Origin of the sequence: Achromobacter sp. Root170 (assembly GCF_001428165.1) — a bacterium.
In the GTDB taxonomy this organism is placed as follows: Bacteria; Pseudomonadota; Gammaproteobacteria; order Burkholderiales; family Burkholderiaceae_B; genus Achromobacter; species Achromobacter mucicolens.
This window is the reverse complement of the sequence record NZ_LMHN01000017.1, coordinates 29,177-43,638: the sequence shown is the minus strand read 5'-3', so window position 1 is coordinate 43,638 and position 14,462 is coordinate 29,177. Positions and strand designations below refer to the sequence as shown.

The window sequence follows — 14,462 nt, the reverse complement described above, 5'->3', positions numbered from 1 at the left end:
GCGCACCGCCATGGCCATCCTGCGCTTTCCGTTCGAGCCCGACGCGCGCGGCCGCAGCCGCGATGCCGATGACGCCGAGCACGTGCGCGACATGATCGAACAGGTGCTGTTCACGGTGCCCGGCGAACGCGTCAACCGGCCGGACTTCGGCTGCGGCCTGCTGCAATTGGTGTTCGCGCCCAACAGCGATACGCTGGCCGCCGCCGTACAGATGAGCGTGCAGGGTGCGCTGCAGCAGTGGCTGGGCGAGCGCATCGCGGTGGAGTCCGTCAACGTCGCGCATAGCGATGCCACCCTGCAGGTGGACGTGCAGTACGTGCTGCGCCAGGGCCAGCAACGGCGGCTGGCGCGCTTTACCCGGGACGTGCCATGAACCGCCAGTTCCGCAGCGCCAACCCCCGCCGCCTGCAACTGCTGCGCGCCCAGCAGCCGCCCGGCGACAACGGCATCGCCTTCGTCGAGATCGATGCGGCCGACCAGCGCACGCTGCGCGTGGTGTGCGTGCATCCGGTGTCCGGCATCGGCCGCGCCCACGTGCGCATCGAAGGCGGCACGCGCATCCGCGGCATTGCGCCGGCGGCGGACCCGGTGCTGTCGGGCAACGAGATCCGGCTGAGCGTGGACAAGGCCGGCGACTTCTCGTGGTACACGCTGGCGCTGGTGAACCCCGCCGATCCCGACGCGCCCGCGCCGGGCTTTGACCTGTGCCTGTCCACCATCGAGATCAACTTCAAGGCCGGATGCCCGTCGGAATTCGACTGCGCCGATATGCGCGCGTGCGATGCGCCCGCGCCGCCCGAGCCGCTGCTCGATTACCTGGCCAAGGACTACGAGAGCTTCCGGCGGCTGATGCTGGACCGCCTGTCGCAAAGCATGCCCGACTTCACCGAGCGCAATCCCGCGGATTTCACCGTGGCGCTGGTGGAAACGCTGGCCTATGCGGCCGACCACCTGTCGTACGCGCAGGACGCCGCCGCCACCGAAGCGTACCTGGACACCGCGCGCCGCCGAACCTCATTGCATCGTCATGCGCGCCTCTTGGACTATCCCTTGCATGACGGCTGCAACGCGCGGGTCTTCGTCACTGTCCAAGCCCACGCGGCGGGCGAAGGCAAGGTCATCCCGGCCGGCACGCCGCTATTGACCAGTTCCCCGGAAGCCGCGCTTGCGGCCCCCGTGCGCCGCCGCGACGCGCTGGACGGGCTGCCGGCGCCCGGCATCGAAGTGTTCGAAACGCTGCACGACCTGCTGTTGCACGCCGCGCACAGCCGCATCTTTCTGCATGACTTCGCCGACCCGGCGTACTGCCTGCCGCGCGGCCAGACGCAGGCGGCGCTGGTGAACGATCCGCCGTTGGCCCTTGCGCCCGGCGACGTGCTGGTATTCGAAGAGACGATAGACCCGTTGACGGGCCGCAAGGCCGATGCGGACCGCACGCATCGCCACGCCGTGCGCCTGACCGAAACGCGCACCGGCCGCGACGACCTGACCGGCACCGAACTGCTGCTGATCGCCTGGCATCCGGACGATGCGCTGCCGTTCCCGCTGTGCGTGAGCCAGGAGTTCGACGAGGGCGGCGCGCTGGTCAAACGCGCGGTATCGGTGGCGCGCGGCAACGTGGTCCTGGCCGATCACGGCATGCAGCGCGATTGGACGCCGTTGCTGCCGGATACCGCGACGGCGCGCGATGCGTTTGCCGCGCGTCCCTACCGGCCGCGCCTGCCGGATGCCGGCCTGGCCTGCGCCGAGCCCTACCGGCATGAGCTTGCCGTGGCGGGGCCGCTGCCCGCCAGCGCGGCGCTGGCCCAGGACCCGCGCCGAGCGCTGCCCAGCGGCATGTCGCTGCAGGCAGACGACGCCGATCAGCCCGGCGACGTGCCCGCCCCGGCCAGCCCGCCTTGGTCGCCCCAGCGCAGCCTGCTGGCCAGCGCGCGCGACGCGCGCGAATTCGTCGTCGAGATGGAACACGACGGCGCGGCCTGGCTGCGCTTTGGCGACAACCGCTATGGCGCCGCGCCCGCGCCCGGCGAACGCCTGCTGGCACGTTATCGGCTGGGCGGCGGACCGCAAGGCAACGTGGGTGCGGAAGCCATCGGCGCGCTCGTCACCGACGATCCCGACCTGATGCTGGGGGTGGCACGCGTGCGCAATCCCCTTCCCGCGCAGGGCGGCGCCGCACCGGAACCGGCCGATGCGATCAAGCTCAACGCGCCCGAGGCCTTCCGGGTGCAGGAGCGCGCGGTCACCGCCGACGACTATGCGCGGCTGGCGCAGCGCCATCCGCAGGTCCAACGCGCGGCGGCCCGCCTGCGCTGGACGGGCAGCTGGCACACCGTCTTCCTGACCGTGGACCGGCGCGGCGGGCTGGCCGTCGATGCGCCGTTTCGCGCCACGCTGCGCGCCTTCATGGAACGCTTCCGGCTGGCCGGACAGGACCTGGAGTTCTCGGACCCGGTGCATGTGCCGCTGGACATCCTGGTGCGCGTCTGCGCCGCGCCCGGCCACTTCGCCGCGGACGTCAAGGCGGCGCTGCGCGATGCTTTCACCGCGGGCCTGGACCGCGCGGGCCGGCCGGGCTTCTTTCATCCCGACCGCTACACCTTCGGCACGCCGCTGGCGCTGTCGGCGCTGATGCGCGCCGTCATGGCCGTGCCGGGCGTGGCGTCGGCGCGGGCAGAACGCTTTCAGCGCTGGGGCCGCGACCCGGCGGGCGAACTGGACACTGGCCGTCTGCTGGCCGCGCCGCTGGAAGTGCTGCGCGCCGACGGCGATCCGAACTTTCCGGAGAACGGCCGCATCGACTTCATCGTGGAGGGCGGATCATGACGATTCGCGACGACTGCGGCTGCTGCGCCGGGCAGCCCGCGCTCACGCCGTCGGACCTGGCCAATCCGCCCGGCCAGCCCGCCTTGCGCCTGCGCATCGGCACACACGGCCGTTTTCTTGCCAGCCTGACCGCGGACCTGGCGCGCTCGCCGGCCCTGGCCGCGCTGACGACGCGCGATCGCGATGACCCCGTCATTGCCCTGTTCGACGCCTGGGCGGCCGTGCTGGACGTGCTGGCGTTCTATCAGGAGCGGATCGGCAACGAGGGCTACCTGCGGACCGCGACCGAGCGCCGGTCGGTGCAGTCGCTGGCGCGGGCCATCGGCTATGAACTGCGGCCGGGCGTGGCGGCGACGACGTGGCTGGCGTTCTCGCTGGAAACCGCGCCGGGCGCGCCCGCTCGCGCCCGCATCGAGCCCTGGACTCGCGCGCAAAGCGTGCCCGCGCAGGACGAACGCGCGCAGACCTTTGAAACCCTGCAGGCCGTCGAGGCGCGCGCCGCCTGGAACGCGCTGGAACTGGCGTGGCTGGAACCGGCGCCCACGCGCTTTGGCGCGCGCACGCTGTGCCTGGCCGGCGCGGCCACGCGCCTGAAGGCCGGCGACGCCGTGCTCATCGTTGGCGACGAGCGCGCGCGCGATCCGGGTAACGAGAATTGGGACTTCCGCCGCCTGACACAGGTCCGCGAATACGTGCCCGGTCCCGGCGAAGACGGCGCGCCCGCCTATACGCTGATCTCGCTGGAGCGGGGCCTGGGCAGCGCCGCGCCGCACGTGCAGCCCGCGGGGCGCAACCCGCGCTGCTTCGCGCTGCGCGCGCAAGCCCGCCTGTTCGGCTACAACGCGCCCGATTGGCGCGCCATGCCCGCCACGCTGCGCGCGGCTTACCTGGGCATGGCCGACGACGCCAAGCCGTCATTCAGCCAGTTTCCGCAGTGGCCGGGCTATACGCTGGCCGAGGTGTCCGATCCGCCCGGCGCCAGCGGCCCCGGCGCCGGGCTGTACGGCGAGTATTACCGTGGCCGCACCTTCAGCCAGCGCGTGATGACCCGCACCGATCCGCAGCTGGATTTTCATTGGGCCGCGGGCGGCCCCGGCGACGGCGTGCCCGCGGACAACTTCTGCGTGCGCTGGACGGGCTGGGTGCGCGCCCCGGACAGCGGCAGCTACACCTTTCACGTCACGGCCGACGATGGCGTGCGGCTGTGGGTGGACGGCAACCTGCTCATCGACCAGTGGCGCGAACAATCTCCCACCGAATACAGCGCCAGCGCGCGGCTCGTGGCGGGGCGCAAGCACGACATCCGCATCGAATACTACGAGGCGGGCGGCGACGCCACCTTCGTGCTGGCGTGGTCCGGACCGGGCCTGGCGCGCCAGACGATTCCCGCGGCCAGCCTGTACCCGGGCGACGTGCACGCCGTGCACCTGGACGCCTCCTATCCCAAATGGGTGGCCGGCGGCTGGACCGTGCTGTCGATGCCGGGCTATGAAGAGCTGTACCGCATTGCCGACGCGGGCCCCGACGCGCGCGCGGGCTTTGCGCTGGCGGGACCGACCACGCGCCTCACGCTGCGGGGCGAGCGCGTGCGCGAACAGTTCAACGACGCCCTGCGCGAGACCACGGCTTACGGCGAATCCGACCCGCTGGACTGGGGCGTGCGTCCGGCCTCGGGGCTGACGCAAGGCCACACGCTGGTGCTGGCGTCGTACGAGCCCGACCTGCCGCAAGACCGCGTGCTGGCGGTGTCGGGCCTGATCCTGACCGAAACCGATGCCGCCAACGTTGCGCCGCGCGAGCGGCTGTTGCGCGGCGATGCCGTGGCCAATGTGCGCGTGGCGCGCGACCGCGCAAGCGCCGACCTGGAATTCGAGGATGGCGCGCGCGCCACCGTCACGCTGGCCGACGCCAGCGACATCGTGCGCATCCAGCGCAACGACAGCGCTGGCGGCCGCACGACGCTCGTGCTGGACGCCGACCTGGCGCACGCCTATCTGCCCGCCACGGTGCGCATCAACGCCAACGTCGCGCCCGCCAGCCACGGCGACAGCCGGCAGATGCGCATCCAGCCGGAGGTGCTGGGCAGCGGCGCCGGCAACCGCGCCTTCCAGCGTTTCACGCTGCAGCAAAAGCCCTTGACGTTCGTGCCCGCGCCCACCGCCAGCGGCGCGGCGAGCAGCCTGGAGGTCCGCGTAGACGGCCTGCTGTGGGACGAGGCGCCGCGCATCACCGCGCTGGCGCCGGACGACCGCGCATATCTGCTGCGCGTGGACGACAGCGGCGGGGCCACCGTGCAGTTCGGCGACGGCCTGCATGGCGCGCGTCTGCCGTCCGGATCGGGCAACGTCCAGGCGCGTTACCGCGTGGGCCTGGGCCGTGAAGGCAACGTCGCGCCCGGCCAGTTGAGCGTGCTGCTAACGCGCGCGCCCGGCGTCAAGGCGGTCGTCAACCCCGCGCCCGCGACCGGCGGCGTGGACCCCGAAGCGGGCGACGCCGCCCGCCGCAATGCGCCGCTGCGGGTGCGCACGCTGGACCGCATCGTGTCGCTGCGCGACTTCGAGGATTTCGCGGCCGCCTTTACCGGCATCGGCAAGGCGCAGGCGGTATGGCAGTGGGACGGCGAGCAACGGCTCGTGCACCTGACCGTCGCGGGCGAAGATGGCGCCGCGCTGGATCCGGCCGGCGCGTTGTATCGCAACCTGCTCGCGGCCATCGACGCGGCGCGCCCGCCCTACCAGCCGCTGAAGGTGGCGCCGTGCCGCTACCTGGATTTCGGCCTGCGGGCGGGCCTGGGCATCGATCCGCGCCTTGAAGCGGCGGCCGTGTTGGTAGCCGCCCGCGCGCGCGTCCTGGATGCCTTCGGCTTTGCCGCGCGGGCGTTCGGCCAGCCGGTGCACGGCGCCGAGGTGCTTGCGGTCTTGCAGGGCGTGCCGGGCGTCGCGTGGGTGGATCTGGACGCACTGGTGCTCAATGCCGGTCTGGACGGCGCGGGCGCGCGGCGCAGCAACGGTCCGGACGCCCTGCTACCGGCGCGCACCGCGCGTTGGCAACAGGGCGCCCTGCAGCCTGCCGAGCTGCTGCGCCCGGATCCCGCCGGCATCGACTTGTCGGAGCGCACATGAACACCCGCCTGGATGCCGATGCCCTGATGGCCCTCTTGCCGGCGTTCTACCGCGAACGCGACGCCGCCGCCGGCGGGCCGCTGCGCGCGCTGCTGGACGTGCTGGCGCGCCAAGGCGCGCTGGTGGACGCCGACGTGGACCGGCTCTACGACAACTGGTTCATCGAAACCTGCGAGGACTGGGTGGTGCCGTATCTGGGCGACCTGCTCGGCGTGCGCGCGCTGTATCCCGTGGGCGCCGCCTTTTCGCCGCGGGCGCTGGTGGCCAACACGCTGCGGCTGCGCCGCCGCAAGGGCACGGCGCTGGTGCTGGAAGAATTGGCGGCAAACGCCACCGGCTGGCCGAGCCGCGTGTCCGAGTGCTTCGAGCGCGTCGCCACCACGCAGCACGTCAATCACCCCCGCGCGCATGCGCTGCGCACGCCCGACCTGCGCGATTCGCGCGCGATGGAACGCGTGGACGGCCCCTTCGGCGCCGAGCTGCACACCGCCCACGTGCGCGCGCTGCCGGCCGGACGCTACAACCTGCCCAACGTCGCACTCTTTCTTTGGCGGTTGCAGTCGTACACCGTGCAGCGCGGCGATGCAGCGCGCGCCACCACGCACGACGGCTTCTACACCATCGATCCGCTGGGCCGCGACCAGCCCCTTTTCAACCGGCCGCGCACCGAGACCGACATCGACCACCTGGCCGAGCCGATCAACGTGCCCGAACCGCTGTCCTGGCGCGATCTGCATGCGGAACTGCAAGCGCGCCGCCAGGCCCTGACCGATGGCGACGCGCCCCCGCAAGGCTGGTTTGCCGACAGCGCCGCCGGCCCCGTCGTGCAGGTGTGGCTGGACGGCCAGCCGGTTCCCGCCGAGCATCTGGTGATCTGCAATCTTGCGCCCATCCCCGGCGTCGCGCCCGTAGCATGGCGCCGGCCCGACACTGCCCTGGTGTTCAAGTCGCGCAAGCCCGGGCGGCCGGACCGCAGCTTTCCCGGCGCGGGCGGCGTGCTGGTCGGCCTGGATCCGCATCGCGGTCGGCTGGCCCTGCCGCCGGGCGTCACCGCGCAATCGGTGCAGGTGCGCTATGCCTACGGCTTTCCCGGCGACATCGGCGCGGGCCCCTACGCCCGCAGCACGACCGATGACGATGACGCGAATGATGACGCGGCTGGCGCGTTCGACAATGCGTTCGACACCCTCCTGCGCGTGCCCTCGGCGGCCACGCCGACGCTGACGGCGGCGCTGGCCGCGGTGCTGGCGGGCCAGCGGGTGCGCATCGTGATCGACCACGACGGCACCGAGACCATTGCCCCCGATCTTGTGCTGCCCGACACGCGGTTGTCGATCGAGGCCGCGCCGCTGCGCCGTCCCGTGCTGCAAGGCGATTGGCGCGTGCGCGGCAACGCCAGCACCCGCATCCGGCTCGACGGGCTGCTTCTGGACGGCCGCCTGCGGCTGGAAGGGGCGCTGCGCGCCGTTGCGCTGCGCCACTGCACGCTGGCGCCGGCGCGCGGCGGCGTGCGTCACACGGGCGCCGCGCCCGAACTGGAACTGCGGTTGACGCGCTGCATCTGCGGGCCCGTGCGCTGCGCATCGCCGCTTGCGTCGGTGGAGATCGACGCAAGCCTCATCGATGCGCAAGGCAGCGCCGCGGCCGCGGTCGATGTGGACGACAGCGCCCTGCGCATCCTGGCCAGCACGCTGTTCGGGCGCGTGGCCGCCGGACGGCTGGACGCGTCCAACACGTTGTTCGGCGGCACGCTTGCCATCAACCGCCGGCAAGAGGGCTGCGTGCGCTATTGCCACGTGCCCATGCCGTCCGTCACGCCGCGCCGCTACCGCTGCCAGCCCGATCTGGCCATGCAAGACCTGACCGGCGCGGCCGCCAAGCGCGCGGCGGCGCGTGTCGCCCCGTCGTTCACCGCCACCACGTTCGGCTCACCGTCGTATGGCCAACTGGCCCGCAGTTGCGCGGCCGAGATCCGCGAGGGCGCGGACAACGGCGCCGAGATGGGCGCCTGGAATTTCCTGCTGCAGGCCCAGCGCGAAGCCAATCTGCGACAGGCGCTGGACGAGTATCTGCGCTTCGGCCTCGAAGCGGGATTGATCCCTGTGAACTGAGCCCTCTGTCTTCGGGAACAACATCATGAAAGCCGATCTCAGCCGCCTCACCTTCGACCCCGCCCGGCGCTACCGGGCCGTCCGCATGCAGCAGGGCCGCGTGCAGATGGATTCGGACTGGAATGAGCAGCAGGACATCCTGAACCGGCGCATCGAAACCGAAACGGCGGACACCGTGGGCGCCGTGGGCGTGCCGCTGGCCGCGCCCGGCTTCGCGCTGGCGCCTGCCGGCAAGGACCTGTCGCTGTCAGCAGGCCGCCTGTATCTGGACGGCCTGCTTTGCGAGAACCCGCAGCCCGCTACCGTGGCCAAGCAGCCCGACATGCCCCCGACGGCATCGCCCGTGCTGCCCGCCGGCGCGTCCGTCCTGCCGCTGCCGCCGCCCGCGCTGACGCCCGCCGACATCGACGGCATCGTCGTGTTCGGCTCGGGCGGCCAGGCCGCCCCGCCGCCCGAAGGCCTGTACCTGGCCTATCTGGAAGCGTGGCAGCGCCACCTGTGCACGCTGGATCTGCCGGCCGGCGACACCAGCATGCGCGAAGTCGCGCTGGGCGGCCCCGACACCGCGACGCGCGAAAAGACGGTCTGGCAGGTCAAGCTGATGCAGGTGGGCGCACCGGACGCGGCCCTGACCTGCGTGTCCGCGCTGCCCGCGTGGGACGCCCTGACCGCCGCGCCCGACGCCCGCATGGCGGCGCGTGCCGAGGCCAGCGTGCCGCCCAAGACGCCCTGCCAGCTGCCGCCCGACGCCGGCTACCGCCTGCTGGAAAACCATCTGTACCGCATCGAGATCCACCAGGACGGCGCGGGCGCGGGCAAGGCGCGCTACAAGTGGTCCCGCGAAAACGGCAGCATCCTGTCGCGCGTCGTGCGCTGGCTGGACGATCCCGTGGCCAACGAGTTCGAAGTCGCCAGCATCGGCCGCGACGACGTGCTGGCCATCACCGCGGGCTGCTGGGTGGAGTTTCTGGACGACACGCACGAACTGCTGGGACAACCTGGGCCGCTGGCGCAGGTCGTGCGCACCGACGGCAACACGGTCACGATCGATCCGGCCAGCCTGATCGGCCACGCGCTGGACGCCGCCCGCTTTCCGGCCAACCCGCGCGTGCGCCGCTGGGACGGCGTTGCGGAGATCACGCCCGCGCCCATCAACAGCGCCAACGCCGGCTGGGTGGAACTGGAACAGGACGGCATTGAGATCAAGTTTTCGCCCGGACGCCTGCGCGTGGGCGACTATTGGCTGATTCCCGCGCGCACCGCCACCGCGTCGATCGAATGGCCGCAACTGCCCGACGGCAAGCCCGGCTTCAGCGCGCCCGCCGGCGTGCTGCGCGCGTTCGCACGATTGGCGCTGCTGCGCTGGCAGGCCGGCGCGTGGACCGCCTTCAGCGACTGCCGCCCCCTCTTCCCCGCGTTGACGGAACTGACGCAGCTTTACTACGCGGGCGGCGACGGCCAGAGCGTCAAGCCCAACCCCGCGATGACGCCGGACGTGGTGGCGTTGCCGTCGGAACTGCGCGCGGGCGTGGCCAACGGCAGCCTGCCGGTGGCGGGCGCCGTCGTGCGCTTTACCGTGGATGCTGGCCGGCTGCCCAATGGCGCCGCCACCCAGGACGTGACGACGGGCGCCGACGGCATCGCATCGATTGCCTGGTCGCTTGCGTGCGACGCCGCCCGTCCCGTGCAACGCGCCACCGCGCAATTGCTGCGGGCGGGCCAACCCGCGCCCGACCACTATCTGCCGCTGCGCTACACCGCCTCCCTCGCCCTCGCATCCGAGGTCGCCTACGACCCGAGCCACTGCGCGGACCTGCTCGCCGAACAGGCCTACTCGGTGCAAGAGGCGCTGGACGCGCTGTGCCGGCGCACGCATGGCGGCGGCTGCTGCCTGACCGTGGGCCCAGCGGGCGATTTTCCAACGCTGGACAAGGCGCTGCGCACGCTCATCGGCCAGGACCGTATGGACATCTGCCTGTGCCTGACGCCGGGCGAGCACAAGCTGGACGACGACCTCATCATCAAGGGGCCGCGTGTGCGCCTGATGCTGCATGGCTGCGGACCGGCCAGCCGGCTGATGCTGGACGAGCGCCTGTTCAGCCTGGACGGCTTTGCCAGCGTGTCCATGGCCGACCTCGCGATCGCGCGTCGCGGACAGCCGGGCGCCATCGCCTTCAATCAATGCGCCGACCTGCGGCTTTCGCGCGTCGATTGCACCGGTCCGGCCGGTCCCGGCAACAGCCTGGTGCGCGTCGACGGCAGCCGGCGCGTGCACATCGAAGCATGCCGCCTGTATGCCGCCGGCCGCGGCGCCGCCGAACGGCTTGACCAGCTCTTTACCCGCGCCCCCACGCTGGCCGCGCTGAAGCGGGCGCTGGCGCCCGACGCGCTGCTGGACGATGACGACAATCGCGCCGCCCTGGCGCTGTCGCGCCAGCCCATGGACGCGCGCAAGGCGATGACCGCCGAGATCGCGGCCTTGCTGCGCGCGGGCGCCGCCGGCAATGCGTTGATGATGACGCCGCGCGTCCAGGCGGCGCTGACCACGCTGGCAACGCAGGTCGGCCGCGAGACGCCGGTGGCCAAGCGCCTGCGCCCGGCCATCGCCGCGCTGGCCGCCGCGCTGCTGGCCGATCCGCTGTCGTGCGCACTGGCGCTGCTAGACAACGATGCCGACACCACCGTGCGCGACAACCGCCTGCGCGGCGGCATTGCGCTCTTTGCGGAATCAGGGGATTTTCCGGAATTGACGACGGATCAATTGAAGCTGTTGGGCGGCGGCATCCGCACCGGCAAGATGGTGCCGGAAGGCGACGGCACGCTGACCCTGCAAAGCAATCACCTGCCCAGCATGCGGTTGGGCGCCGAGGCCGCGCGCGCCATGCTCACCATTATCCAGACCGGCGGCGAGTTTGCCGCGTGGCGCTGCCTGCGCGCCGCCGACAACGCGCTGGAGGCCTACAGCCATTTCCCGGCGTTCGACGCGGCGGTCACGGGCAACAACCTCCTGACCAACGGCGACGCGGGCGCGCTCATCGCCACGCAGGCCAAGGTGATCGGCAACTTTGCCCACAACGATTTCCGGTTGTTCGTGTCAGGCGCTAATCCGGAGAGCCTGGCGAACGGCGGGTTGAACGTGGTGACGGTGTGAGCGTGGACCGAGGCCTCGTTACCACTGCATCGAGGCCCCGACACCGGCCGTGGGGCCGCCCGAGGCAATGCCCACGCCGGCCTTGACCTTGACGCGGTCATTGACGCGCGCCGAAGCACCGACCGCAACGGCCTGATAGCCGCGATACGTGGCCCCGCCGATGCCCAGCGCGAACCGCTTGCCGGGGTCGACCTCCGGAACCATGGTCAGCGCCGTCGTGGCGGCGATACCCGAGTAGGCATTGCGCGCCACTTCATCGATGGCGCGGTTGGTCTGGTCGATGCGATTGTCCAGGCGGGCCAGGCCTTCGCGGTTTTGACGCACGCCGGTGTCCAGCGAACCCAGCGCGTCGCCCACGTTGTAATACGTCTGGCCGTCCAGCTGATACGACGGACCGGTGACGGCGCCCGTGGACGCATCGATATGCGCGCCGCCGCCCAGGCTGGCTACCACGGGGTTCAGTTGCCCCACGTTCACGGCATCGGTGCTTTGCGTGCCCGCGGCCACGTGGGTGACTTGCCGCTCGGCGCCTTGCGCGCCGATGGACACCGTGTTCGCGCGGTCGGCCACCGAGCCCGCGCCCAGCGCAACGCTATTTGCCGCGGTGGCCGATGCGTTGGCGCCGACAGCCACGCCGTTGGACGCACTGACGGTGGCGTTGGCGCCCAAGGCCGCGCCCTGCGTGCCCGCGCCGACCACGGCGTCGTCGCTGCCATCGTTGGCGCCATCCGCCCGCACGTAAGCACTGGCGGCATTGAGCTGACCGACCTGTTGGGAAATTGCATAAAGCTGGCTGCCGTTAACGGCGTCGGTGCTGGTTGCCGAGATGACGCCGTTGGCCACGCCCGTGACGGTGCGCGTGCCGTCCGTGCCAGCCATGTCGATCACGTTGCCGCCCTTGCTGGCGGCCACGGTGATGGCGCCGCTGACCGGGTCCTGCCGGACCAGGCCGACCTCGCCGTTGTTGAGGCTGGTGGTCAGGGTGTTCAGCGTGGCCGTGTTCTGCGCGACGGTTGTACCCAACGTCGTGATTGCTGCGCTGTTGGACTGCACTTGCAGATTGGTGGCGTACAGCTGCGATCCATTCACCGCATCCTGGCTGATGGAAGTCAGCATGCCCGCACCAACCTGCGTGATCCGGTTTCCGTTCATGTTGACGGTGTTCAGCATGGAGATGCCGTTCTCGCCCTTCAGTTCCAACGTGCCATCAGCGTAGCCGGTGACCCGGGCCGTCGCGGCGGTTAAACCGTCAAACGTATCGGCGCCATAGATGTTCTGCAGGGTAAAAAGCGGGCTGCCGTCGGGGCAGTCTAGCAAATAGACTGGAGTGCCGGAATTGAGGGAGTTTCCCGACATTGTGTCGGTACTGCATAACTGCAATTGGCCGTTTGCATGGGTATTCGTCGCAAATCCCAGGCCGCCCGCGCAGGCTAGCGCAACAGCTGCAGTTGAGGCCGCGCGCCGCACCCTGCCGGGCTTGCGCCGGCGGCGCGTGGCGCAAGGCAAGGCTTGCTGCGTGGTTTGCATAGTGATTGGCATTGCATTCAGGACAGTCGAAAAGATGTGGTTCATGGCGTGTCCACCCAGCGCTGGTGCGCGCTCGTTGTCAAAAAATCAGCTTCAAGAAAATCACCTAAGCAATTGAGGCATAAGGATTTTTCTTTCAATCTAATGAGCGCCTGACACCCGGACCATCGAAACTTTTCTAATGTCCGACCGTGTAATGCAACAAATATCAATAAATGCAAAGATCCTCGCGAGGCGCCCGCCAGACCCTTCCGCCGGATGCCGTTCACACCGCACGGACATGCCGCAACGACCCGACATGCAAATGACAGGTTCGGCCCTCTACAATGCCGCTGTTGCATCGCAGCATTCCGCCATTCCTCTTCCGTAGTCTCCATGTCCCATACCGTTTCCGCGCAGCACCGGCCCGCCCTGGTGCTGCTGGCGCTTGCCATTGGCAGTTTCGCGATCGGCACCACCGAATTCGCGACGATGAGCCTGCTTCCGTATTTCTCGCAGTCGCTGGGCATCGATGCCCCCACCGCCGGCCATGTGATCAGCGCCTACGCGCTGGGCGTGGTGGTCGGTGCGCCGATCCTTGCGGTGCTGGGCGCGCGCATGCCGCGCCGCCGGTTGCTGATCGCCCTGATGGGCCTCTTTGCCATCGGCAACGGCCTGAGCGCCATCGCGCCCAACTATCACTGGATGCTGTTCTTCCGCTTTCTGAGCGGCCTGCCGCACGGCGCCTACTTCGGCATCGCCTCGCTGGTGGCCAGTTCCATGGTGCCGGCCAACCGCCGCACCGTGGCCGTGGGCCGCGTGTTCCTGGGCCTGACGGTGGCCACCATCATCGGCGTGCCGATGGCCAACTGGCTGGGCCAGGTCATCGGCTGGCGCTGGAGCTTCGGCCTGGTGTCGCTGCTGGCGGTGCTGACCATGCTGAGCGTGCGCGCCTACGCCCCGGACACGGCCGCCGATCCGCACGCCAGCCCGCTGCGCGAACTGAGCGCGCTGGGCCGCGGTCAGGTCTGGATCACGCTGGCGATTGGCGCCGTCGGATTCGGCGGTCTGTTCTCCATTTACACCTACCTCGCGGACACACTGACCGCCGTCACCCAGGTGTCGCCCGCGACCGTGCCGCTGGTGCTGAGCGCCTTCGGCGTCGGCCTGACCGTGGGCAACATGGTGGTGCCGGTCTTTGCCGATCGCGCCGTCATGCGCACGGCCGGCCTGCTGCTCTTGTGGTCGGCCGTGGTGCTGGCCCTCTTTCCGCTGATGGCCCACAACGTCTGGCTGATTACGCTGAACGTGTTCCTGGTGGGGGTGGGCGGCGCGCTGGGCACCGTGCTTCAGACGCGCCTGATGGACGTCTCGGGCGACGCGCAGGGGCTGGCCGCCGCGCTCAACCATTCGGCCTTCAACACCGCCAACGCGATGGGCCCGTTCCTGGGCGGCCTTGCCATCGCGGCCGGGTTCGGCTGGACCTCCACCGGCTGGGTGGGCAGCCTGCTTGCCATCGCCAGCATGCCGCTGTGGCTGTGGGCAGTGATGCTGGAACGCCGGGCGCGAACCGCGCGGGCGGACAAGCTGGTCGTCAGCACCGAATCGGCGCGCTGAACACGTCCCCCATTTAGCCTGTCACAAATCGTCGGCCCCGCGCCACACCGGGCAAGCGCCTATTGCAGCCCGCGTTCACGTCGCAGCTATACTTTCCGCACTCTTTACCACCTCAAGACGCGCTGCACC

6 protein-coding genes and 3 pseudogenes are annotated in these 14,462 nt (G+C 70.5%); 6 read left to right on the top strand and 3 right to left on the bottom strand.

All coding sequences use genetic code 11. From position 1 onward, the window contains the following. Window positions 1-10: 10 nt before the first annotated feature. From ASD87_RS20925 to ASD87_RS20905, 5 genes are read left to right on the top strand one after another with little or no spacing between them, the layout of a single operon-like run. The gene (locus ASD87_RS20925) at window positions 11-373 is read left to right on the top strand and encodes a GPW/gp25 family protein (protein ID WP_056326113.1); all 363 of its coding nucleotides are present in this window, start codon (window positions 11-13) and stop codon (window positions 371-373) included. After that, on the top strand, window positions 370-2,826 hold the full coding sequence (locus ASD87_RS20920) for a hypothetical protein (RefSeq protein ID WP_056326110.1): 2,457 nt from the start codon (window positions 370-372) through the stop codon (window positions 2,824-2,826). The genes ASD87_RS20925 and ASD87_RS20920 overlap by 4 nt, the downstream gene beginning before the upstream one ends. Further along, the gene (locus ASD87_RS20915; protein WP_056326108.1) at window positions 2,823-5,948 is read left to right on the top strand and encodes a putative baseplate assembly protein; all 3,126 of its coding nucleotides are present in this window, start codon (window positions 2,823-2,825) and stop codon (window positions 5,946-5,948) included. Before ASD87_RS20920 ends, ASD87_RS20915 begins: the two co-directional genes overlap by 4 nt. Further along, window positions 5,945-8,059, top strand: a complete 2,115-nt coding sequence (locus ASD87_RS20910; protein ID WP_056326104.1) for a phage tail protein — start codon at window positions 5,945-5,947, stop codon at window positions 8,057-8,059. The genes ASD87_RS20915 and ASD87_RS20910 overlap by 4 nt, the downstream gene beginning before the upstream one ends. A 25-nt stretch (window positions 8,060-8,084) precedes the next feature. Continuing rightward, entirely contained in the window at window positions 8,085-11,210 is a 3,126-nt protein-coding gene (locus ASD87_RS20905) for a DUF6519 domain-containing protein (RefSeq protein WP_056326101.1), read from the top strand. Window positions 11,211-11,228: 18 nt separating this feature from the next. On the opposite strand, the pseudogene ASD87_RS27660 reads toward ASD87_RS20905, so the two are convergent. The 3 pseudogenes from ASD87_RS27660 to ASD87_RS27650 form a co-directional block, all read right to left on the bottom strand. Then, window positions 11,229-11,468, bottom strand: a pseudogene (locus ASD87_RS27660) (YadA C-terminal domain-containing protein); the annotation flags it as partial. Window positions 11,469-11,662: 194 nt separating this feature from the next. Beyond that, window positions 11,663-11,858: pseudogene (locus tag ASD87_RS27655) on the bottom strand (hypothetical protein); the annotation flags it as partial. Window positions 11,859-11,969: 111 nt separating this feature from the next. Continuing rightward, window positions 11,970-12,362: pseudogene (locus tag ASD87_RS27650) on the bottom strand (hypothetical protein); the annotation flags it as partial. A 750-nt stretch (window positions 12,363-13,112) separates the two neighbouring features. Here ASD87_RS27650 and ASD87_RS20895 point away from each other — a divergent pair. Further along, window positions 13,113-14,333 (top strand): MFS transporter, encoded by a 1,221-nt coding sequence (locus tag ASD87_RS20895; RefSeq protein WP_056326096.1) that lies wholly within the window; start codon window positions 13,113-13,115, stop codon window positions 14,331-14,333. Window positions 14,334-14,462 lie beyond the last annotated feature (129 nt).